General features: G+C 66.8%; 24 protein-coding genes. 18 read left to right on the top strand and 6 right to left on the bottom strand.

Annotated elements, in window-relative coordinates; all coding sequences use genetic code 11:
• Positions 1-262 precede the first annotated feature (262 nt).
• Positions 263-1,174 (bottom strand): flagellin, encoded by a 912-nt coding sequence (locus tag SJY41_RS13540; RefSeq protein ID WP_380782504.1) that lies wholly within the window; start codon positions 1,172-1,174, stop codon positions 263-265.
• A 258-nt stretch (positions 1,175-1,432) separates the two neighbouring features.
• Between SJY41_RS13540 and SJY41_RS13545 the strand changes: the two genes are divergently transcribed.
• The 18 genes from SJY41_RS13545 (at position 1,433) to SJY41_RS13630 (ending at position 17,038) form a co-directional block, all read left to right on the top strand.
• Positions 1,433-2,734 (top strand): sigma-54 interaction domain-containing protein, encoded by a 1,302-nt coding sequence (locus tag SJY41_RS13545; RefSeq protein ID WP_380782506.1) that lies wholly within the window; start codon positions 1,433-1,435, stop codon positions 2,732-2,734.
• Positions 2,731-3,093: a flagellar hook-basal body complex protein FliE gene (gene fliE, locus SJY41_RS13550; RefSeq protein WP_232090188.1), complete on the top strand. Its 363-nt coding sequence runs from the start codon at positions 2,731-2,733 to the stop codon at positions 3,091-3,093. The genes SJY41_RS13545 and fliE overlap by 4 nt, the downstream gene beginning before the upstream one ends.
• 1 nt (position 3,094) lies before the next feature.
• Complete coding sequence (gene fliF / locus SJY41_RS13555) at positions 3,095-4,765, top strand: flagellar basal-body MS-ring/collar protein FliF (RefSeq protein ID WP_380782508.1); 1,671 nt, start codon at positions 3,095-3,097, stop codon at positions 4,763-4,765.
• On the top strand, positions 4,762-5,772 hold the full coding sequence (gene fliG / locus SJY41_RS13560) for a flagellar motor switch protein FliG (protein WP_380782510.1): 1,011 nt from the start codon (positions 4,762-4,764) through the stop codon (positions 5,770-5,772). The genes fliF and fliG overlap by 4 nt, the downstream gene beginning before the upstream one ends.
• Complete coding sequence (locus SJY41_RS13565) at positions 5,765-6,505, top strand: FliH/SctL family protein (protein ID WP_380782512.1); 741 nt, start codon at positions 5,765-5,767, stop codon at positions 6,503-6,505. The genes fliG and SJY41_RS13565 overlap by 8 nt, the downstream gene beginning before the upstream one ends.
• Positions 6,499-7,824 carry a FliI/YscN family ATPase gene (locus SJY41_RS13570; RefSeq protein ID WP_380782514.1) on the top strand — a complete coding sequence of 442 codons (1,326 nt, stop codon included), beginning with the start codon at positions 6,499-6,501 and terminating at the stop codon, positions 7,822-7,824. Before SJY41_RS13565 ends, SJY41_RS13570 begins: the two co-directional genes overlap by 7 nt.
• A 1-nt stretch (position 7,825) precedes the next feature.
• A complete protein-coding gene (locus SJY41_RS13575) occupies positions 7,826-8,251 on the top strand; it encodes a hypothetical protein (RefSeq protein ID WP_380782516.1) in 426 nt (141 codons plus the stop codon).
• A gap of 33 nt (positions 8,252-8,284) precedes the next feature.
• A complete protein-coding gene (locus SJY41_RS13580) occupies positions 8,285-9,433 on the top strand; it encodes a flagellar hook-length control protein FliK (RefSeq protein WP_380782518.1) in 1,149 nt (382 codons plus the stop codon).
• Between the two features lie 19 nt (positions 9,434-9,452).
• On the top strand, positions 9,453-10,079 hold the full coding sequence (gene fliL / locus SJY41_RS13585) for a flagellar basal body-associated protein FliL (protein WP_380782520.1): 627 nt from the start codon (positions 9,453-9,455) through the stop codon (positions 10,077-10,079).
• Between the two features lie 3 nt (positions 10,080-10,082).
• Complete coding sequence (locus SJY41_RS13590) at positions 10,083-11,045, top strand: flagellar motor switch protein FliM (RefSeq protein WP_380782522.1); 963 nt, start codon at positions 10,083-10,085, stop codon at positions 11,043-11,045.
• A complete protein-coding gene (fliN, locus tag SJY41_RS13595) occupies positions 11,042-11,332 on the top strand; it encodes a flagellar motor switch protein FliN (RefSeq protein WP_380782524.1) in 291 nt (96 codons plus the stop codon). The genes SJY41_RS13590 and fliN overlap by 4 nt, the downstream gene beginning before the upstream one ends.
• 4 nt (positions 11,333-11,336) lie before the next feature.
• Positions 11,337-11,591 (top strand): flagellar biosynthetic protein FliO, encoded by a 255-nt coding sequence (locus SJY41_RS13600; protein ID WP_056054129.1) that lies wholly within the window; start codon positions 11,337-11,339, stop codon positions 11,589-11,591.
• Positions 11,588-12,535: a flagellar type III secretion system pore protein FliP gene (gene fliP, locus SJY41_RS13605; protein WP_380782526.1), complete on the top strand. Its 948-nt coding sequence runs from the start codon at positions 11,588-11,590 to the stop codon at positions 12,533-12,535. The genes SJY41_RS13600 and fliP overlap by 4 nt, the downstream gene beginning before the upstream one ends.
• A 121-nt stretch (positions 12,536-12,656) precedes the next feature.
• Positions 12,657-12,926, top strand: a complete 270-nt coding sequence (fliQ, locus tag SJY41_RS13610; RefSeq protein ID WP_055874447.1) for a flagellar biosynthesis protein FliQ — start codon at positions 12,657-12,659, stop codon at positions 12,924-12,926.
• Between the two features lie 250 nt (positions 12,927-13,176).
• Positions 13,177-13,950, top strand: a complete 774-nt coding sequence (gene fliR, locus SJY41_RS13615) for a flagellar biosynthetic protein FliR (protein WP_380782528.1) — start codon at positions 13,177-13,179, stop codon at positions 13,948-13,950.
• The gene (flhB, locus tag SJY41_RS13620) at positions 13,950-15,080 is read left to right on the top strand and encodes a flagellar type III secretion system protein FlhB (protein ID WP_380782530.1); all 1,131 of its coding nucleotides are present in this window, start codon (positions 13,950-13,952) and stop codon (positions 15,078-15,080) included. The genes fliR and flhB overlap by 1 nt, the downstream gene beginning before the upstream one ends.
• Positions 15,081-15,146: 66 nt before the next feature.
• Complete coding sequence (gene fliD / locus SJY41_RS13625) at positions 15,147-16,643, top strand: flagellar filament capping protein FliD (protein WP_380782532.1); 1,497 nt, start codon at positions 15,147-15,149, stop codon at positions 16,641-16,643.
• Entirely contained in the window at positions 16,640-17,038 is a 399-nt protein-coding gene (locus SJY41_RS13630; protein ID WP_380782534.1) for a flagellar protein FliS, read from the top strand. The genes fliD and SJY41_RS13630 overlap by 4 nt, the downstream gene beginning before the upstream one ends.
• Before the next feature lie 17 nt (positions 17,039-17,055).
• Here the strand turns inward: SJY41_RS13630 and SJY41_RS13635 are convergent, their stop codons facing one another.
• From SJY41_RS13635 to argH, 5 genes are read right to left on the bottom strand one after another with little or no spacing between them, the layout of a single operon-like run.
• Entirely contained in the window at positions 17,056-18,009 is a 954-nt protein-coding gene (locus SJY41_RS13635) for a zinc transporter ZntB (protein ID WP_380782536.1), read from the bottom strand.
• Positions 18,006-18,794: an NAD(P)-dependent oxidoreductase gene (locus SJY41_RS13640; RefSeq protein WP_380782538.1), complete on the bottom strand. Its 789-nt coding sequence runs from the start codon at positions 18,792-18,794 to the stop codon at positions 18,006-18,008. The genes SJY41_RS13635 and SJY41_RS13640 overlap by 4 nt, the downstream gene beginning before the upstream one ends.
• Positions 18,791-20,053: a diaminopimelate decarboxylase gene (gene lysA / locus SJY41_RS13645; RefSeq protein ID WP_380782540.1), complete on the bottom strand. Its 1,263-nt coding sequence runs from the start codon at positions 20,051-20,053 to the stop codon at positions 18,791-18,793. Before lysA ends, SJY41_RS13640 begins: the two co-directional genes overlap by 4 nt.
• 11 nt (positions 20,054-20,064) lie before the next feature.
• Positions 20,065-20,307, bottom strand: coding sequence for a hypothetical protein (locus tag SJY41_RS13650; protein WP_380782542.1), 243 nt, complete (start codon positions 20,305-20,307; stop codon positions 20,065-20,067).
• Entirely contained in the window at positions 20,304-21,686 is a 1,383-nt protein-coding gene (gene argH, locus SJY41_RS13655; protein WP_380784150.1) for an argininosuccinate lyase, read from the bottom strand. Before argH ends, SJY41_RS13650 begins: the two co-directional genes overlap by 4 nt.
• Between the last annotated feature and the right edge of the window lie 14 nt (positions 21,687-21,700).

Consider the following 21,700-nt stretch of genomic DNA (forward strand, 5'->3'; position numbering starts at 1 on the left):
CGGCGATCCCCGCCGCCCCCGTGGCGAAGGGCCGTGCCGCCATAAGAAGTAACGGCAGGTTCCCGCCGGACTTAAGCCGAACCGGCCAATTCTTGCCGTATTTTTCTATGATTTTACAGTTGCTTGCTGTCCATGATCGCGCGACACGACGAAGACCCCGGAGGCACGGTGCCACCGGGGTTTTCGAACTTTAATGCAGCGTTGGTAGCCACTCGATCGGCGCCGTCACCCTAGGGGGGGCGGTGCCAGCGCCGAGACTGGATCAGCCGAGGAGCTTGAGGACGCTCTGCTGGCTCTGGTTCGCCTGGCTGAGCATCGCGGTCGATGCCTGGCTGAGAATCTGCGCCTTGGCGAGCGCGGTCGTTTCCGCCGAGAAGTCGGTGTCTTCGATCCGGCTCTTTGCGTCCGACAGGTTGGTCGCGTTCGAGGTCAGGTTGTTGACCGCCGACTGCAGCTGGTTCTGCGATGCGCCGAGCGACGCGCGGCGGTTCGAGACCGTAGCGATCGCGTTGTCGTAATCCTTCAGGGGATCAGTGCTGCCTGTTGCCGCTCCGTTGGCAGTGACGACTGTGCCGACGCCGCCGCCAGCAGGCGAACCCGCTACCGGGGGCGTTGCGGTCGGATCGGCTGCGACGGCGGCTGTATAGGCAGCGGTCAGATCGGTGCCCAGATTGAGGTTGATAGAGTCGGTGCTGTTCGCCCCCGCCTGAATCCTGACGACCGCACCGCCTACGGTTGGAGTTGCCGCCCCGGCCTTACCGTCGAACAATTTGACGCCGTTGAACGTGGTGTTGCCCAGGACGTTGGTGATCTGCTTCGCCAGCGCATCCTGCTCCAGCTTGATGTTCGAGATGTCGCTCGCCGAATAGGTGCCGTTGGTTTTCTGCACTTCCAGTTCGCGCATACGCTGCAGGTTGTTGGTGACCTCGTCGAGCGCGCCCTCTGCGGTCTGCGCCATCGAGATGCCGTCGTTCGCGTTGCGGATGCCCTGGTTCATGCCCTTGATCTGCGACGTCATCGACGACGAGATCGCCAGACCAGCGGCGTCGTCCTTGGCCGAATTGATGCGCTTGCCCGTCGACAGGCGCTCCATCGAGGTCGCGAGCAGGTTCGATGCCTTGGTCGACGCGTTCGTGGCGCGAAGCGCCGAGATGTTGGTGCCGATGACAGTCATGAAAAATCTCCGTGATCTTCGACGATCCGCGCCGCCCCCATGGCGAAGTGCCGATCCGTCACAGGGGGTAACGGCCGCTCTCGCACCGACTTAAGCAAAATAATCCGTCCCTCGTGCGGGCTCGCACATACGGGGGCGGGCGTTCGCGCGCGCAAACCCGCGCGAACGCGCCCGGAAATAATCTGCCGGTGGGCGGCAGAGTTTAACCGCGAGTTTACCAATCCGCTTGTATTCCCCGAATCGTCCAGGGGGAACACGATGCGTTCGATTTATCCATCAGCTGCAGTTACTTCGCGGAAATATGCGCTTGTTTCATCGCTTCGTGCGCAAGGCTTTGGCGTCGGGTCGTTCGAGACCAGCCAGCCGGGCCCGAACGATTTGTTCCTCGTCGCGGAGGGTGAAGGCGTCACCGCCCCTGCCCGTACCGTCGTGATCGGGTGCGAGGGTCGTGAAGTGACGCCGTCGCGCGGTGGTTCGCCGGCGCGGATCAGCTTTGCCGCGGAGGACACCGCGGTCGGCAACGGCTTTGCGCGCGCCCTGATCGGCGGGCCGGACATGCCAACCGCCGCAGACCCCGAATCGCTCGCGCTGCTCGCCTTGGCCGAGCGCGTCGCTGCCGCCGATATCACCGTGCTGATCAACGGCCCGACCGGCACCGGCAAGGAAGTCCTCGCCCGCGCCATCCACAACGGCTCGGCACGCAAGGACAAGCCGTTCATCGCGATCAACTGTGCCGCGCTCCCCGAATCGATGCTCGAGGCGCTGCTGTTCGGGCACCAGAAGGGTGCGTTCACCGGCGCGTCTTCGGGCGGCGACGGGTTCTTCCGCGCGGCCAATGGCGGCACGATTTTGTTGGACGAGATCGCCGAGATGCCGCTGCAATTGCAGGCGAAGCTGCTGCGCGTGTTGCAGGAGCGCGAGGTCGTGCCGCTCGGCGCTTCGGTGCCGCAGCCGATCGACGTCCGGGTCATTGCGTGTGCCAACCGCGATCTCCACGCCGAAGTCGCTGCCGGCCGGTTCCGCGCCGATCTCTATTACCGCCTTGCCGTGTTCCCGCTCGCGACCAAGTCGCTGGCCGAGCGCCCGCAGGACATTCCCGCGCTCGCCGCGACGCTGATCCTGCGTCATGCCGGCAACCGCAACGTCATTCCCTGGCCGAGCCATGCGGCGATCGAGCAGTTGATGCTGCACGACTGGCCGGGCAACGTCCGTGAACTCGAGAACGTGATCCAGCGCGCGCTGCTGTTCTGCGGCGGCGACACGATTGAGGTGAACCACATCGTGTTCGACCGCCCGGTGACGATGACCTTCCAGCGTACCGCGGTCGTGACGCCGATCACGCAGATGGCAGCGCCGGCAGAACCCGAAACCTTGGGCAACATCGTCCAGATGAGCGAATTCGCCGCGATCCGCGAGACGCTCAAGGCCTGCAATGGCAGCCGGATCGAGACCGCCAAGCGCCTCGGCATCTCCGAACGCACGCTGCGCTACCGCCTCGCAAAGGCGCGCGAGCAGGGTGACGATATCGGCAGCGTCCAGAACTGGGCAGCCTCGGCATGAGCGGCGTCAGTGGGATTGGCGGCGGCGCGATGAGCGTCGACCGCGTCATGGCGCTGCGCTCGCAGATCCTCGAACGCAACCAGGCGCTCTCGCGTGCCGGGGCGAGCGGGACCGTCGCACCGACCGAAACGGTCAAGCCGACCAGCTTTGCCGATTCGATGGAAACCGCGCTGAAGAGCGTGAACGACGGCCAGACCCAGGCCGCCAAGCTCAGCGAAAGTTATGAGCGCGGCGAGACGGTCGACATCGCGAAAGTGATGCTCGCCCGCCAGCAGGCGTCGGTCGGGTTCGAGGCGACGTTGCAGGTCCGCAACAAGCTGCTGTCCGCCTACAAGGATATCATGAGCATGCCGGTCTGACATGAGCACCGCACTCATCCCCACCTCGCCCGGCGGCACCGAACGGTTCGCCAATCCCCTCCAGCAGATCAAGGGCGTCATGGCGCAGCCGGCCGTACGCCGTTCGCTGCCGATGGCGCTGATGGTCGGTCTGATCGCTGCCGCCGCGCTTGCGTGGATGAGCCTGTCGACGCCGACGCAGAAGACTCTGTTCAGCGGCCTGCCCGATTCCGACAAGGCGGCGGTCACGTCCGCGCTGACGACGGCCAACATCAAGAGCCATATCGACGAAGGCACCGGCGCGCTGACCGTCGGCGAGGACGATTACAGCCGTGCGAAGATGCTGCTCGCCGGCCAGGGTCTGCCGAAAGCAGCGCCCGGTGGCTACGCGATCCTCGACCAGCTGCCGATGGGCGTTTCGCGCGCGGTCGAGGGCGAACGCCTCCGCCAGGCACGCGAGTCCGAGATGGCGAAGTCGATCGAGGAGATCGATGCGGTCGCCGAGGCGCGCGTGCACCTGGCGATGCCCGAAGCCTCCGTGTTCGTCCGCGACAATGCCGCGCCATCGGCATCCGTGATCCTGAAGCTCCAGGGCGGCCGCTCGCTGAGCGACGCGCAGGTCAGCTCGATCATCAACCTCGTCGCCTCGTCGGTGCCGGGGATGAAGCCCGAGGCGGTGACGATCGTCGACCAGATGGGCGCGCTGCTCACCAAGGCCGGCGGTAGCGACGGTGCGGGTGCGGCCAGCGACGCGCGGATCGATATCCAGCGCCGGATCGAGGACAAGTATCGCACGCAGCTGATCGCGCTGCTCACGCCGCTGGTCGGCGCGGGCAATTTCACCGCCGAAGTGCAGGCCGACGTCAATCTCGACGAGAGCCAGGCGACGCGCGAAAGCTATGAGAAGCAGGGCGTTCTTCGCGCCGAGACCGGCAACTGGACCGGCAACCAGAAGGATGGCGCAGCCGGCGCTCCCGGCGGTATTCCGGGTGCGCTGAGCAACACGCCGCCCGCCGCCAGCACCCTGTCGGCACCGCAGGCCGCGACCGGGAACCCGGGAACCGCGCAGCCGGTCGCCGGTGCCGCGGCGCCCGATGCGATGAAGCAGTCCGACCAGTATCAGCGCGCCTACGACCTCGGCCGCGAAGTGTCGGTCACACGGGCGACACCCGGTGGCGTGAAGCGTCTGTCGGTCGCCGTCCTCCTGCGCGATCCGGACAAGACCCGCCGCACCGCGATGGAGATCAACCAGATCAGCGATCTGGTGAAGAGCGCGGTCGGTTTCGACCAGTCGCGCAACGACAACGTGACCGTCATCAGTCGCAAGTTCGCCGGCGCCGATGCGACCGCGACGAGCGGCCCGGCCTGGTACGACAATGCCTGGCTGCCGGTACTCGCGCGCAACGGGACCGCGATCCTGATCGCGCTGCTGGTCCTGCTGCTCGGTGTCCGCCCGATCGCCAAGGCGCTGATGAAGAAGCGCGACGATGCCGGCACGCGCCCCGCCCTCGGCCAGCCGATCGGCGCGGCGAACGCCGACGGCATGGCGGTTGCAGCCCCCGTCAGCCTCGACCAGCTCGAGAACACGCGCGGTTATGACGACCGGATCGGTGCGGTCCGCGGCTTCACCCGCGACAATCCGACGCGCGCAGCGCTGGCCGTGCGCGACATGATCAAGGCCGACGCGAAGTGAGCGAAGTCGCGCTACGTACTTATACGGGCGTCGAACGCGCCGCGGTGCTGATGATGCTGGTCGGCGAAGAGGAGGCCGCTGCCATCCTCCAGAAGCTGGAGCCCGAAGAGGTGCGCCAGCTCGGCGCGGCGATGTTCAAGGTCGCCGATGTCTCCGAGCAGGAAGTCGAGGACGTGCTCGACGATTTCGTCGGTCGCGCTCGCGAGCGTACCGCGATCGGTTTCGACCCACGTCCGCAGATCGAGGCGGTGATGAACCGCGCGCTCGGCCCCGAAAAGGCGGAGAGCGTGCTCGCGCGCATCACCCCGCCGGAAGCCGCCTGCGAACTCGAACTGCTCGACTGGCTAGACGCACCCGAGATCGCCGCGATGATCGAGAAGGAGCATCCGCAGATCGCGGCCGTGCTGATCGCCAATCTCGATGCGTCGATCGGTGGCCAGGTGCTCGAACTGCTGCCCGACGCGGTCCAGCCCGACATCCTCCACCGTATTGCCCGGCTGGGCCCGATCACGCCCGAGGCGGTCGACACGCTCAAGACCGTGCTCGCCAACCGTACCGCTGCCGCACCCGGATCGGTCGGCGTCACGCTGGGTGGGACGCGTGAGGCCGCCAAGATCCTGTCGGGCGCGCGCAAGGCGACCGAACAGCGCGTCATGCCGAAACTGTTCAAGATCGACCGCGAAGTCGCCAAGGCGATCGAGGAGGCGATGTTCGTCTTCGACAATCTGCTCGCCCTCGACGACAAGAATCTCGGCACGCTGATCCGCAACGTCGACAGCGAGATCCTGACCAAGTCGCTGAAGGGCGTCGACGAAAGCATCCGCAACCGTTTCCTTGGCTGCATGTCGGCGCGCGCCGCCGACGGCATCCGCGATGAGATGGAAGCGCGTGGACCGATGAAACTTGCCGAGGTGCTCGAAGCGCAAAAGGCGATGATCGCGATCGCGCGCGGGCTGGCCAAGGACGGCACGATCCAGATGGGCGGGGGGGAAGACGATTATGTCTAACGGGTTCACCGCGGGCTTTGCGTCGCGTCACACGACCACGGCCAACATCCTGGCGAGCGCGTTCGCGCCGCCATCGGGCTTTGCCGCCGCGGATATTCGCGAGCGTGCGACGGTCCGGCCGACCTCGCCCTTCACGGCGCCGAACTTCTCCTCTGAACCAAGCATGCCACGCCACTTCAGCCCGGCGGACAAGGACGTGAACCCGACTGCCGGTTGGGATCCGCTCGATCCGGTGAGCGAATCGTCGTTCATCGATCCGCTCGCCGACGCACATGCCGCCGGCTATGCTGAAGGCCTCGCCGCGGCGGCCGCAGCCGCACAGGAAACAGCCATACGGGACGGCGCACTGCTCGGCGACCTCGCCGCTGCGCTCGGCAACGACCGGATCGACCGCGAGCGTGTCGCGGCGCAGCTTCGCCAGACCGTGTTGTTCCTGGTCTCCAAGCTGGTCGGCGAAGTCGGCATCGCGCCCGACGTCCTTGCGGGCCGGATCGAGACTGCCGCCGAGCTCCTGTCGGACTCCGCCGAATCCGCGCTGCTCCGCGTCCACCCGGACGATGTGCCGCTGCTCGACGGCCGCCTGCCCAAGTCGATCTTCGCAGCCGGTGATCCCAGCGTCGCGCGCGGCAGCTTCGTGCTCGAAAGCGCCTCGACGATCGTCGAGGACGGCCCCGAACTGTGGCTCGACCAACTGGCGAGCGCGATCGATCGGGTGCCGGTGCCCAAATGCTGAACCGCTTTACCGCCGATTATCTCGAAACCCTCTCCAACGCCGATTTCGTCGCCAAGCCAAAGGTCTCAGGCCGCCTCGCCTCGTTCGACGGCCTGTTGATGGAAGCGGTCGGCCTGACCCTCCCGGTCGGCACCGTCTGCCAGGTCGGCGAAGGTGCGGCGAGCGTCGAGGCGGAGGTCATCGGCTTCCGCAACGGTCGCACCTTGATGATGAACCTCGGCGGCCCCGCCGCCCTCCTGCCGCGCGCGCCGGTCAAGCCGATCGGTCCTCCGGGAGAAGCCGAAGTCGGTCCCGCCCTGCTCGGTCGCGTGGTCGATGGCGCCGGCAAGCCGATCGACGGCCTCGGTCCGATCCGCGGCGCAGGACGCTGGCCCCTCGCCGGCAAGCTTCAGTCGCCGCTCGATCGTGGGCGCGTGCTCGAACCGCTGGACGTAGGCGTGCGCGCGATCAACGGCCTGCTGACGATCGGGCAGGGCCAGCGCGTCGGCATCATGGCCGGCTCGGGTGTCGGCAAGTCGGTGCTGCTCGGCATGATCGTCCGCGCCGCGCAGGCCGACGTGATCGTCATCGGCCTGATCGGCGAGCGTTCGCGCGAAGTCGCCGACTTCCTCGAAACCAAGGTGGCGGGCGCAGCGCGGAAACGCTCGGTCGTCGTCGCCGTCCCCGCCAACCACTCGCCCGTGCTCCGTATCCGCGGGGCACTCCGGGCACACGCGATCGCCGAATCCTTCCGCGACGAGGGCAAGAAAGTGCTCCTGATCATGGATTCGCTGACCCGCGTCGCGCATGCCGGTCGCGAGATCGGCCTTGCGCTCGGCGAACCCGCGTCCGCACGCGGCTATCCACCCTCGGCCATCGCGATGCTCCCGAACCTGATCGAGCGCGCCGGCGTCGACGTCCACACCGGCGGTTCGATCACCGCGATCTACACGGTGCTGGCGGACGGCGACGACGGCAACGATCCGGTGGTCGACTCCGCCCGCTCGATCCTCGACGGTCATATCGTCCTCAACCGCCACCTCGCCGAGCGCGGCGTGTACCCAGCGATCGACATCGGTCCGTCGGTCAGCCGCGTGATGACCGACATCGTGCCCGCGCACCACGCCAAGGCCGCGCGGACACTCCGCCGTCACCTCGCCACCTACGAGGAAAACCGCGATCTGGTGCTGATGGGCGCCTACCGCCACGGCGCCGATCCCGCGATCGACGCGGCGATCGCCTGCCACCCCGCGGTCATGGAATATATTCGCCAGGACGCCGATGAGAATGTCTCGCTGAACGACGCGGTCGACGAGCTGACCGGCGTGTTCGGCGGCTGAGATGGCGGATGCCCGCAGCAAGACGCTGGCGCGCATCCACCGCGTCCGCACGCTCCAGCTCGGCCTGACTCGCGCCGACGAAGCGCGCGCGCACGACAAGTTCGCCAGCGAACAGGCGCTTTCCGGCCGCATAGCCCTGCTCGCCGAAGCCGTCGCGCCGGTGCACGAGACGCAGGTCGCCGTCTCGCTCGGCGCCGCCGCGCATTACCGCGACCGCCTGCAACAATCCGCCAACGCCGCGATCGAGCGCGTGCAGGCGGCCGAATATCATGTCGAACGCGCCGCCGAGGCGACCCGCGCCGCTAAGCGCGACCAGAGCGCCGTCGAGAAGCTGCTCGCCCGCGCCGACGCCGATGCGGTGCTGAAAGCGATCCGCGCGATGGAGGAGGCACCCGCCTTCCGGAGAGTTCGGCACGATCCTTGCTGAGCGAGGGGTATGAGCCCGAACGCGAGTGCCCGCATGATCCAGACCGCGACCCTTTCCCGTACCGTCCCGCTCCATCCGCGTGCGTCTTCCGCCAAGACGAGCGGCGAGCCGGGCGATTTTGCGGGGTCGTTCGCGCGGGTCAGCGACGACGCGGATGCCGGAATGCCTGCCGCAGCGGCGGAAGACGAGACCCGGCAGGACGACGCCGCGACCGGCAACGCCTTGCCGCCGCCCGTCATAGCGTCCGACCCCGCATTCGTGTGGCAGCCGATCGTTGCGACACCCGCGCCTGCCCCGCCCGTTTCCCTGCCCACACCCATGGCCGGTGCACGCATCGTCGATGCATCCGGCACCCAGCCAACCGGCATGCAGCGCCCGACCTTTGCGCAATCGCAGCCTCAGTCCGCCACGCCTGCTGCGATAGAGCCACAACCGCCCCTGCCCCCTGCGCCGATGCAAGCCGGCGGCACGCCCGCAACGCAGCTTGCCGCCTCAATCATGGCTGCGATGCCGCCGATGAAAACGCCGGCGACTCCGGATACGCCGACCACCGACGCGCCGCGCTGGGCCACGCCCGACACGGCGCCCGTTACCCTCGCCGTCGCGCAACCGGATGTCGTTCAGCCGCAACCGGGCACGGTCGCGTCGGCGGCAACGGTGTTCGGCGCAGCGATCCAGGCGGCAACCAAGAAGCGCGGCGAGTCCGACACGCCGGCAGCGCCTTCCGATACGCCGCTGAGCCCGGTCGTCGCCACCGCGACCCACGAGATCAAGGTCGCCGATGCGCAGCAGGCGCCGCTCGACATGCGCCAGGAGCGCTGGCCGCACGCGATGATCGAGCGGATCGAGATGCTCCGCGACGCCGCAGACGCGGTCGATACGCGCATCCGCCTTGTCCCCGACGCGCTCGGCGCGATCGACGTGTCGGTCAAGAAGGACGGCGATACCGTGCATGTTCACTTCAATGCCGAGCAGGCGGCGACGCGGACCTTGTTGGCGGACGCGCAACCGCGGCTCGCCGAACTGGCCGAAGCACGCGGGTTGAAGCTTGCACAGGGCTCGCTCGGCGACGGCGGCGCGCAACAGCAGCGCGCGCCTGCCGCCCCGCAAACCCCGAATCGCCCCGCGCCGACCGCTGCCGTGATCGCGGACACCGTCACCGACGACATTCGAATCGCTTGAACCGAAGGACCCCGAAACCATGAGCGACAATAAAGATACGCCGGACGCCGCCCCGAAGAAGAAGGGCAAGATGAAGACGATCCTGATCGGCGGCGTCGCGTTGCTGGTGCTGGTCGGCGGTGGCGTCGGTGCGGGCGTCTATGCCTCGAACGCCGGCCTGATCGGCGGCGGCGGCCACGCCGCAGTCGATGACGGCAAGCCCAAGCTCGTCCCGAAAAGCGAGCAGAAGCACGCGACCGAGGGCGGCGAAGGCGGTGGTCATGGCGGCGAGGAGGCTGCGCCCGAAAACCACGGGATGAAGCCCCCCGCAGGGCAGGGCGGCGATAAATACGCCTCGACCTACTACCCGATGGAGAAGGATTTTATGTCGAATCTCCAGGATTCGGTGCACTTCGTCCAGGTCGGCATCGCGGTGTCGACACCGTATGATGACACCGTCATCACCAACCTGAAAACCAACGATATCGCGGTCCGTTCGGCGATCCTGATGACGCTCGGCGACACCACCGAGGAGCAGGTGATGAGCAGCGACGGCAAGCGCCAGTTGCAGGTCCGCCTCGCCAAATCGATCAACGATACGCTCAAGCAGAAGGAAGGGTTCGGCGGCATCGGTAACGTTTACTTTACCAGTTTCGTTGTTCAGTGAGGCATGGTTAACGAGCCCTCAGCAAAGACACGCGAGCGACGCGATCGGGATCGTTCCACCGCCCCGCAGGGCGGTGCGATGCATCAAGGTATGCTCGGCGGGGCCAAGCTCAATCCGTTTGGTGACCTGCATTCGCTGCAGCATCTTTCGGCACGGTTCGCGCGGGGTTTGCGCGGCGTCTTCGAACCGTTGCTGCGCCAGGAAGTCCGTTGCTGGGCCGAGCCATTGGTGGTCCAGCGCTTCACCGATTACCGGGCCGAGCGCAGCGATGCGCTGACCGCGTGGCTGCCGCTGATCATGACGCCGGGCATGGCGCAGGCTTTGTGCATCATGGACGGCAAGTTCGTGCTCGAGATGCTCGACCTGTTCTTCGGTGGCACCGGTGCCGCGCCGCACACGCTGCCGACCGAGTTCTCGCCCGCCGCCGAAGCGATGGTCGCGCGAATCGGCCAGATGATCGCCGCGCCGCTGAAGACCGCGTGGGAGCCGATGGCGCGCTTCGACTTTTTGCCGACCCGCGTCGAGGTGAACCCGGCGATGATCGCCGATCTCGACGGTGAGGACGCGATGATCGTCACGCGCTTCGGGATCGCAGCAGGCAGCGCCAAGCCGGTGTTCCTCGATCTCGTCTACCCCGTCTCCGCGCTCAAGCCGCATGCGCCGTCGCTGACCGCCAAGGTCGTCGGCAAGTCGGCGGAGCCCGATCCGGCCTGGCGCACCGAGCTGACGCGGGCGGCGATGAACGTGCGCTTCCCGATCCGCTCGGTGCTCGCGGAGCCGGTCGTCAAGCTGACCATGCTGATGGACCTGAAGCCCGGTGACGTGATCCCGATCACCATCTCGGGCGACGTGCCGGTGATGGTCGGCAACAACCGGCTCGGCTGCGGCACGGTCGGCACCTCCAATGGCTTCGCCGCCATCCAGCTCACCTCGATTACCCGTTTCGACGAAGGATTTGCAGCATGAACGACATGACCGGCGGGTTTCCGGTCGACTCCGCGGTGGCCGCCAATTTCCGGCTGCTCCAGGATGTCGACGTCAAGCTGACCGTCGAGATTGGCTCGACCAGCCTGACGCTGCGCGAGTTGCTGGCGCTCGGCGAATCCAGCGTGATCGAACTCGACCGCCAGGCCAATGAGTTGTTGGACGTGTTCGTAAACGGCACGCTGATCGGCCGCGGCGAAGTGGTGACGGTCGGCGAACGCTTCGGCGTCCGGATGACCGAGCTCGTGTCGCCCGACAAGCGCGGCTGATCCGATGCTCTGGACCTACATCCTCAAGCTCGTCATCCTCCTCCCGCTGGTCTGCGGGCTGATGTTCGGCTGCCTGTACCTGTGGCGCAAGTTCGAGAGCCGGATCCCGGGCAAGCCCTCGACGCGGCTGATCGGCGTCAAGGAAACGATGATGATTTCGCCGGGCCTGCGCCTCGCGGTGATCGATTTCGAGGGCCGCCGGCTGCTCGTCTCGGTCGGCCGCGGCGGCGTGCACCTGATCGACAAGGTCGACGCATGAGCGTGGTCGCTCGTCCGACGGTGACGCGGAAAGGCTCGGGCCCTGCCCTGTTCGCCGCATCCTCCGCCAAGCCGTTTTCCCGCGTACGCGGGAATCCAGGAGCCACGAACGGTACGCAGCATAATTCTGCACCGCGACCGCGCGCAAACGCATGGCTGTGGATAGGCCTCGCCGTCCTGCTCGCCCTCTTCCTCGCAATGCCCGCCTTCGCGCAGGCCGTCCCCGCCCCGACCAACCCCGCCGTCGGCGACGCGGTCGATCGCGCGCTCGGCCAGCTTGGCGGACAGGCTGCGGGCAACACCGGCCAGAGCGGTTCGCTGTCGCTGTCGCTGCAAGTCCTCATCATCATGGGGCTGCTCACGGTCCTGCCGGGGATCCTGCTGATGATGACCAGCTTCACGCGGATCATCATCGTGCTCGCGATCCTGCGCCAGGCGCTCGGGCTTCAGCAGACGCCGCCGAACCAGGTCCTGCTCGGGCTGTCGCTGTTCCTCAGCTTGTTCATCATGGCGCCGACGATCAGCCAGATCAACACGACCGCGATCCAGCCTTACGCCGCGGGTCAGCTCGCTGGTACGCAGATGATCACGACGGCCGGCGTCCCGCTGCATGCGTTCATGGTGAAGCAGACACGGATCAAGGACGTCACGATGTTCGCGCAGATCGCCAAGTCCGGGCCGTATGCGACGCCGACCGACATCCCCTTCTCGGTGCTGCTGCCGGCGTTCGTCACGTCCGAACTGAAGACCGCGTTCCAGATCGGCTTCCTGATCTTCCTGCCGTTCATCGTCATCGACCTCGTCGTCGCGACCGTGCTGATGTCGCTCGGCATGGCGATGCTGTCGCCGACGATCATCTCAATGCCGTTCAAGCTGCTGCTGTTCGTGCTGGTCGACGGCTGGGCGCTGACGATGGGCAGCCTCGCCAACTCGTTCGCGACGTAGAGCCGATGAACCGCCCCACACTCCTGTTCGCCCCACACCTACCGTTCGCCCTGAGCGAAGTCGAAGGGCCTGAGACTCATGTGCTTCGACTTCGCTCAGCACGAACAGCAGTTTTGTAATCATGGACGCGCAATATTTCCTGACCGTCGCCAATCAGACGATGTGGGTGCTGGCGCTGGCCAGCGCGCCGATCCTGATCCCGGCGCTGCTCGCGGGGCTGATCCTCGGCATGATCCAGGCGGCGACGTCGATCAACGAGCAGACCTTGTCGTTCGTGCCGAAGCTGGTCGTGGTCGCGGTCTCGATCCTGATCTTCGGGAGCCTGATCCTGGGGTTGCTGAGCGATTTCACGATCGGGATCTTCGAGCGTATTCCGGATCTCGTGAAATGAGGCGCAGCGCCAGCGCGGCCACGCCCGCGCTGCCAGCGCAAGCCCGGCCGGCCTCGGCACCGCCGAGGTCCGACGACGCGGCTTTGCCGCGGCGCTGGCACGTTCATACTCCAGACCGAGCGAACTCCCATTCTGCTCCCCTCCCGCTTGCGGGAGGGGTCGGGGGAGGGGCGTGCCACACCAACCGGACGCCAGTACGTACGTCGCGCCCTCCCCTAACCCCTCCCGCAAGCGGGAGGGGGATCTAGTCGTGTTGGGCTTCGGCCTCTCGATCGAGCCGCAGCTCTGGGCGCTCGTGTTCGTGATGATCCGCATCGGTGCGACGTTCATCGCCGCGCCGGTGTTCGGCTCCGTGTCGGTGCCGCTGACCGTGCGCGTCACGCTGTCGGGCGCGATCGGGTTCCTCGTGCTCGCGGCCCATCCGATCGTGCCGCCGCAGAACATCTTCGCGGTCTCGACCGTCCTCTCCGCCGCCGCCGAGGCCCTTGTCGGGCTGGCGCTCGGCTTCGTCCTCCAGATCGCATTCGCCGCGCCGATGATCGCGGCCGAGGTGATCGGCGGCGCAATGGGGCTTGGCTTCGCGTCATCGATCGACCCGCAGAACGGCAAGTCCTCCCCTGCCCTCGGCCAGTTCTTCTCGATCATGCTGACGCTGTTGTTCCTGTCGGTCGACGGCCACCTGATCCTGATCGACCTGCTCGTGAAGAGCTATGACGTGCTCCCCCCCGGCGCTGCCTGGATCGGCATCGAGCGGCTGAAAGCGATCGCGTTCTTCGGTGGCTATGCGTTTCTCGCCGGACTGCTGCTCGCGCTGCCGGTCGGGTTTCTGCTGCTCTGCCTCAACATCGTCGTCGGCATGCTGAGCAGGGCTGCTCCCTCACTCAACCTGTTCGCGGTCGGGCTCCCGGCGAGCCTCGCGGTCGGCGTCATCACGCTGGCGATCGCGTTCCCGACGATGGGCGACTACATGCTCGTCATCGTCCGCGAAGGCCTCGCCGCCACCGAAAACCTGGTGCTTGGCTAATGTCGGAAGATTCGGGCGAAAAGACAGAAGCACCAACTGCCAAGCGCAAGAAGGATGCGGTCGAGAAGGGCGACATCCTCAAATCGCGCGACTTCGCGACCGCCTTGAGCATGCTCGCCGGCGTCGCCTGGCTGATCTACGCCGGCCCGACGCTGATCTCGGCGTGCAAGGCGATCATGGCGTCGAGCTTCCAGTTCACGCACGCCGACGTCGAGGATTTCTCGCCCTGGCGCCCGCTGATGGAAGCTGGCGGCAAGCTCGCGCCATCGCTGATAACCCTGTTCATCGTCAGCATCGGCGCCGCGATCCTGAGCCAAGCGGGGCTCGGGTCGCTCGGCTTCAACGGCGGTCTGCTCGCACCCAAATACAGCCGTGTCGATCCGGCCGCAGGTCTCAAGCGCATCTTCGGTGCGAACGGCTGGATCGAGCTTGGCAAGTCGTTGCTGAAAGTGATCCTGCTCGGCACGATCGGCGGCTGGATGCTGTGGAACGCAGCGCATTCGACGATGGGCCTCGCCTCGTCCGCGGATCTCAACCAGGCGCTGTCGACGCTCGGCGGGATCTTCAAGGGCATCCTGATTGCGATGGCGTTCGGTCTGTGCGCAATTGCCGGGATCGACCTGCCGATCCAGATCATCCGCCGCCTAGGCAAGATGCGGATGTCGAAGCAGGAGGTGAAGGACGAACACAAGTCGACCGAGGGTAACGGCGAGGCGAAGGGCCAGATGCGCGCGAAGATGCGGGCGATGGCGAGCGGTGGCCTGCGAAAATCGGTCGCAGAGGCGCATGTCGTGCTGACCAACCCGACGCATTTCGCCGTCGCGCTGCGCTACGATCGCGGCAAGGACCAAGTGCCGGTGGTGGTCGCCAAGGGGCGCGGCGCGACCGCGCTGGCGATCCGCGAACTGGCGGGCGAAGGCCGCGTGCCGATCCTCGAATATCCGATGCTCGCGCGTGCCGTCTATTACACCAGCAAGGAGGGGCAGGAGGTCCGCGACGACCTCTACACCGCGATCGCGACGGTGCTCGCCTTCGTGTTCGGGCTGAACGCCGCGGCGGGCGGCATCCAGCCGTTCGTGACCGTGCCGAAGGACGCCCGTTTCGACGAAAATGGTATGAAACAGGTCTAAAGATTCGCGCCGCGCGGCCGTTACTCAGGATAAGCGCGCGCCGATCGTCAGTGCAGGAATTTTCGCATGGTAACTTCGACCACCAGCACGACGGGCACGACGTCGACCGCCTCCACGACGACCGCCGCGCAGACCGCGATCAATACCGCGACGCAGGCCTTGTTGACGGGGCTCAGCGCAGGCTCGGGCGTCGATACCGGAACACTGGTCACGTCGCTGGTCGAGGCGCAGTTCGCGGCGCGCACCGCGGCCCTCAAATCCAAGTCCGATACCCTCACCGCGCAGATCTCCGGGATCAGCACGATCAAGAGCACGCTCACCGGCTTCTCCACCGCGCTCGCCAATCTGGTGAAGGGCGGTACGTTGCAGACGCAGCCAACCAGCTCGAACAGCAGCGTCCTGTCGGCGACCGCGATCTCGGGCGCGAAGCTGTCCGGCTTGTCCGCCAGCGTCACCGTGACGCGTCTCGCGACCGCGCAGACCGCACGGACCACGGCTGCCGTCGCGTCCGCCGATCGTACGACGTCACTCGGCACCGGCAAGCTGACGCTGACTGTCGGCACCAAGACCTATTCGGACACTGCCAAGACCGTATGGAGCGGAGTTAGCGGGACCGCCGTCGATATCGACGTCGGCGATGGCACGCTTGATTCGGTCGTCGCGGCGATCAATGCAGCAAAGGCCGGTGTCACCGCCTCGATCGTCACCGATGCCAATGGCGGCGCGTTCGTATCACTCAAAGGTACGACCGGCGACGCGCAGGCGTTCACGCTGAAGGGCGCAACCGGAACCGCGCTCGACGTCGGACCAGCCGCGACCAAGACCATCGTCATGTCGACCGCGCAGAACGCGCAGCTCACCGTCGATGGAATTGCGGTCGAGCGCTCGAGTAACACGATCAGCGACCTGATCGACGGCGTAAAGCTGCAGTTGAGCAGCGTATCCACGGTGCCGGTCACGCTCGGCAGCAGCACACCGACCGATGCACTGACGCAGGCCGTCAACGATGTCGTCACGACCTACAACGACGTGCTCGCGGCGGTCACCGAACAGACCGATCCGATCACCGGCAACCTCCGTTCCGATCCTGCCGCGATGTCGTTGCTGCGCTCACTCAAGGCGCTGAGCTCGAAGGCGCTGGTCGGCGGTGCGGTTTCGGGTATTCCGCGGACGCTGTCGGAGATCGGCGTCGCGACCAACACCGATGGTACGCTGCGCGTCGACTCGACGCTGCTCGCCAAGCAGATCGCGGCGTATCCCGACACGATCGAATCGATGTTCTCGCCGTCGGGCACCAATGCGCTCAGCCTGTCCGCGACGCTGACCGCGCTGACCACGAGTGCTACCAGTACGCTGACCGGGCTCGGCGCGTCGACCGTCCGCTATACCGCCGCGGAGGCCGACGTCGCCAAGCAGCAGGACAAGGTCACCGATCAGTCGGCGCAGCTGAGCATCCGGCTGACGCAGCAATATGCCAGCATGAACGCGCGCGTGTCGGCGTATAAATCGACCCAGACGTTCCTCACCAATCAGATCGCAGCCTGGAACAAGAGCGACTCGTGACTTACGCCTCCACGCTCATGCGCGACCCGTTCGCGACCTATCGCCAGATCGACGCGGTCGGCCACACCGCGACCGCGGACGGCCCGGCATTGGTGCAGCTGCTGTACAAGGAACTGGTCGCGGCATTGCGCGCCGCCGCCTGGGCCTGCGAAAAGCGCAAGTTCGCGATCAAGAGCGAGCGCATCACGCGCGCCACCGCGATCCTGTTCGCGCTTGAAGCCGGGCTCGATTTCGAAAAGGGCGGGCAGGTCTCGGAAACGCTTGCGCGGCTGTACGGTGGCGCGCGCAAGACTGTTATCAACGCCTCGCTCGGCCATGACCCGCAACCGTTCCGCGATTCCGCCGACATGCTCGACGAGATCGCCCAGGCGTGGCGGACTGCCAGCGCCGCATAGTGGCTGCGACGGACGCGCTAGCGCCGGAACCAGTGGCGGGCGACGAAATACAGGACGACGCCCACGGCGATGACGACGCAAGCACCTGCGATCGCATCGAACGCCCAGGGCGCCTCGGCGTAGGGCAGGCCTTTCACGTTCATCCCGTACAGGCCGGTGAGGAACGTGAGCGGCAGAAACACCATCGCGGCGATCGAGATGACCAGCGAGCGATTGTCGATCTGTTCGGCGCGCATGTCGGTGAGTGACTCGTGAATCAGTGCCGAGCGCTCGCGGATCGACTCCAGTTCCTCGGCCATGCGCGCGGCGCGGTCCGCGGCGGTGGCGAGGTGAAGGCGATCGTCGTCCGCCAGCCAGTCGCCCGGCAGTGCCGCCAACTTCTCGATCGCAGCCCGCTGTGGACTCAGGAAGCGTTTGTAGCCGATCGCCGCGACTCGTACCTTGCTGACCGTGCGGCGTAGTTCGAACACGCGCTCGGCATCGAGCTGCTCTTCGCAATCGTCGAGTTCGTCGCCAAGCCTGGCGACATCGGGGTCGAGGTCGGCGGTGATCGCGGTGGCGAACGCAGCGATCAGGTCACCTGGATCGCGCACTTCTCCGTGCTCGACCATCTTTTCGACTTCCGCGACCGCTATCAGTGGCTTGCGCGTCACCGAGAACACCCGGCCCTTGACGGCCCATATGCGGACCGAGGCGAGCAGGTCGGAATTGTCGAGTTCTTCCTTCGATCGCCCGCGCAGGTTCAGGAACGCACCGTCGCCGATCGCTTCGCAGCGTGGGCGGGTCTCGGTCGCTGTCAGCGCGTCGACGACGTAGTTTTCGAGCTTGGCCTCGTCGCGCAGCCAGGCCTGGGCATGCTCGGCATTAGTCGACAGATGCACCCAGACGAGGTCGGCGGTGCAGTCGAGCGCTTCCTTGACGGTGACGCGCGCACCCTTGCCGTCGTTGATTCGAAATCCGAAGCCGCTCACCGCGCCATGTCCACATCCACCATCAGTCCGTCACCGGGATCGAACGGCGGCGCGTCACAAACGATCCGCGGAGCATCCGCGCGCGCGCGATCGAGGATCGCGACCGGTACGTCGGGCCGGTGATAGACGCGGTCGGCACTCGCGAGCGCGCGCGCCTGGCGGAGTGTGAGGTCGTCGGGGTCGGCGGAGGTGAGGACGATCTGCACGATCGTGTTTTCCGCGGACACGGGCGTATCCGTCGGGCTCAGCCACGCGTCGACATCGTGCACCGGCGACAGCGGATCGAGCATGCCCCCCGCCCCCATCGCGGTCGCCAGGGCGCGGCGCCGTTCGCCCATGTCGGGCCAGCGCGTCCGGAGGGCACCGCGTGCCGCTTGAAGGGCGAGCGCGAGTTTGCCGAGATCGGCGGGGATCAAGGCTTCCAGCCGCTGCCGCAGCGCGGCCGCGAGGCCAGCCGAGACGCCACTCGTGCCGATCGCGATCAGCACGGGGGCTCGGTCGACGATCGCTGGGAGGGTGAAGTCGCAATGCGCCGAGCGATCGACCGCGTTGACCAGGATACCGCGCGCCTTCAGCCGGGCGACCGCAGCCAGCGCGTCGTCTTTGTCGTCGATCGCGACGATGGCGAGCGACGCCGTGGCGTCCTCGCCCACAACGTTCGCCCCCGCCCGGTCGAGCAACCGGCGTTTCGCGTCGGCCGCTTCGCCTTCGCCCACCAGTATCACCGGGCGCCCCGCGAGCCTGACGAACAGCGGCAGGCTTTGCAGCGAGGGGGCCAGTGTCACCGCTTCAACCATTCCGGCACGCGCTCGGCCGCCAGGATCGTCTCGGGGTGAATGCGGTCGGCGACCACCGCGAACCGGTCGCCATCGACGAGCACTTCGGGCACCAGCGCGCGGCTGTTGTAGGTCGACGCCATCGTCGCGCCATACGCGCCGGCGGTGCGGAAAATGCCGAGGTCGTCGGACTTCACCACGTCGATGTCACGACCCATCGCGAAGGTGTCGCCGGTCTCGCAGACCGGGCCGGCGATGTTGGCGGTCATCCGTTCGCCGGTCGGCTCGACCGCGACGAAATCATGATACGCATCGTACATCGCCGGCCGCGCGAGGTCGTTCATCGCCGCGTCGACGATGACGTAGGGGTTCACGACGCCGGGCTTCACCCAGATGACCTTGGTCAGCAGCACGCCGGCGTTGCCTGCGATCACGCGACCGGGCTCGAACATCAGTTCGACGTTCCAGCCAGCGGTCGCGCGGGCGACCATCGCGCCGTATTCGGACGGCGTCGGCAGGACGTCGTCGGGCTTGTAGGGCACGCCGAGACCGCCGCCGAGATCGACGCGGCTGATCGTATGACCCGCGGCGCGCAGTTCCGCGACGAGTTCGCCGATCCGGATATAGGCGGCTTCCAGCGGCGCGAGATCGGCGAGTTGGCTGCCGATGTGGATCGCGACGCCGCGCAGGTCGAGCCCGTCATGCTTCGACAGACGATCGAACATCGCGACGGCCTGATCGATCGGCACGCCGAACTTGTTCTCCTTGCGCCCGGTCGAGATTTTCGCGTGCGTGCCAGCGTCGACGTCGGGATTCACGCGGAGCACCGCGGGGGCGCGCTCGCCGCGCGCATGCGCCAGAGCCGCAAGGACTTCGCCCTCCTCCTCGAGCTCCAGGTTGAACTGGCCGATCCCGGCATCGAGCGCCCGTGCCAGTTCGTCACGGGTCTTGCCGACACCCGAGAAGACGATGTCCGAAGCGGGAATGCCTGCCGCCAGCGCCCGCGCCATCTCGCCTGCGGAGACGACGTCGGCGCCATAGCCCTCGTCGGCCAGCACGCGCAGCACCGCGACGTTGGGGTTCGCCTTGATCGCGTAGGCGAGGTGGACGCGGCCGGCGGGCTTCAGCGCGTCGCGGAACACCTGCGCGTGGCGACGGAAGGTAGCGGTCGAATAGACGTAGACGGGGGTGCCGACAGCCTCGGCGATCGCCGGCAGGGCAACGTCCTCGGCGTGCAGCACGCCGTCACGATAAGCGAAATGGTCCATGGTTCAGGTCTTCAATTGGGCGGCGGCAGGTCGAACTCGTCGCTGCGGCGCTGCTGGGACGTGGTGAGCAGCTCGTCGCTGCGTTGCGGGCGTTGCTGCGTGGTGGGGGCCAGCAACTGCGCGGCAGTCGGCTGGGTTTTGGCACCATATGGCGCGACCGGGAGCGTCTTGCCCTGCGCCGGCACCAGCCCGTCCGCCTTGCCGCAGCCCGACAGAGCGAGCGCCAGTCCCACGATTCCAAAAAGCCGTTTCATGCCCTCTCCCCCCCTGCCGTCTGAGCTCGGGCCACGCGGATCGCGGCGCGCACATTGTCCGGCGCCGTGCCACCGAAGCTGGTCCGGCTGGCGACCGACGCGTCGACCGACAGCACGCCGTACACGCGTTCGTCGATCCGCGCATCGATTGCCTTCAGATCCTCGATCGGCAGCGCGTCGAGCGCCACCTTGCGCTCTTCCGCCAGCTTTACGGCGCGTCCGGTGACGTGATGCGCCTCGCGGAACGGGAGGCCAGCCTCGCGCACCAGCCAGTCGGCGAGATCGGTCGCGGTCGCAAAGCCGCTCTCGGCCAGCCCGCGCATCCGATCGGTGCGGAACGTCGCGCTCTCGACCATCCCGGTCATCGCCGCGATCGACAGCGCCAGCAGGTCATGCGCCTCGAACACCGGCGGCTTGTCGTCCTGCATGTCTTTCGAATAGGCGAGCGGCAGCCCCTTCATCGTCACCATCAGCGCGGTCATGCAGCCGAGGATGCGCCCGGCATGCCCGCGCACCAGTTCGGCGGCGTCGGGATTGCGCTTCTGCGGCATGATCGAGCTGCCGGTCGACCATTGATCGCTGAGCGCCACGAACCCGAACGGCTGCGACGCCCAGAGCACGAACTCTTCGGCGAGGCGCGAGAGGTGCAGCGAGGTCTGCGTCGCCGCGGTCAAATATTCGATCGCAAAATCCCGATCGCTGACGCCGTCGAGCGAGTTGGTCATCGGCCCGTCGAAGCCGAGCGCCTCGGCGGTCATCGCGCGGTCGATCGGAAAACCTGTGCCCGCAAGCGCCGCAGAACCGAGTGGCGACCGGTTCATACGCGCCCGCGCATCGGCGAACCGCCCGATATCGCGCGAAACCATCGCATGATACGCCATCAGGTGATGCCCGAGCGTGACTGGCTGCGCAGACTGGAGATGCGTGAAGCCGGGCATGACGCTCGCCGCATGCTCGTCCGCACGGGTCAGAAGTGCGGACTGGAAGCCGGCAAGTGCCGCCAACGCCTGGTCGATCGCATCGCGCACCCAGAGTCGGAAATCGGTCGCGACCTGGTCGTTACGCGAACGCGCGGTGTGCAGCCGGCCGGCAACCGGGCCGATCGCGTCCGCCAGCCGCGCTTCGGTCTGCATGTGGATATCCTCGAGGACCAGATCCTCCTCGACGCCGTGCTCCGCGTAATGCGCTGCCACCGTGTCGAGTCCCGCCGCGATCGTCGCGGCGTCCTGCGCCGAGACGATGCCCTGCTTGCCGAGCATCGCGACATGCGCCTTCGAGCCGGCAATATCCTGCTGCCAGAGGCGCTTGTCGAAGGGAATGGAGGCGTTTATCTCGCGCATGACCGCGGCCGGCCCCTCGGCGAAGCGCCCACCCCACATCGAATTGGAACCGT

The organism is Sphingomonas sp. R86520 (genome assembly GCF_042466285.1).
Lineage (GTDB): Bacteria > Pseudomonadota > Alphaproteobacteria > Sphingomonadales > Sphingomonadaceae > Sphingomonas.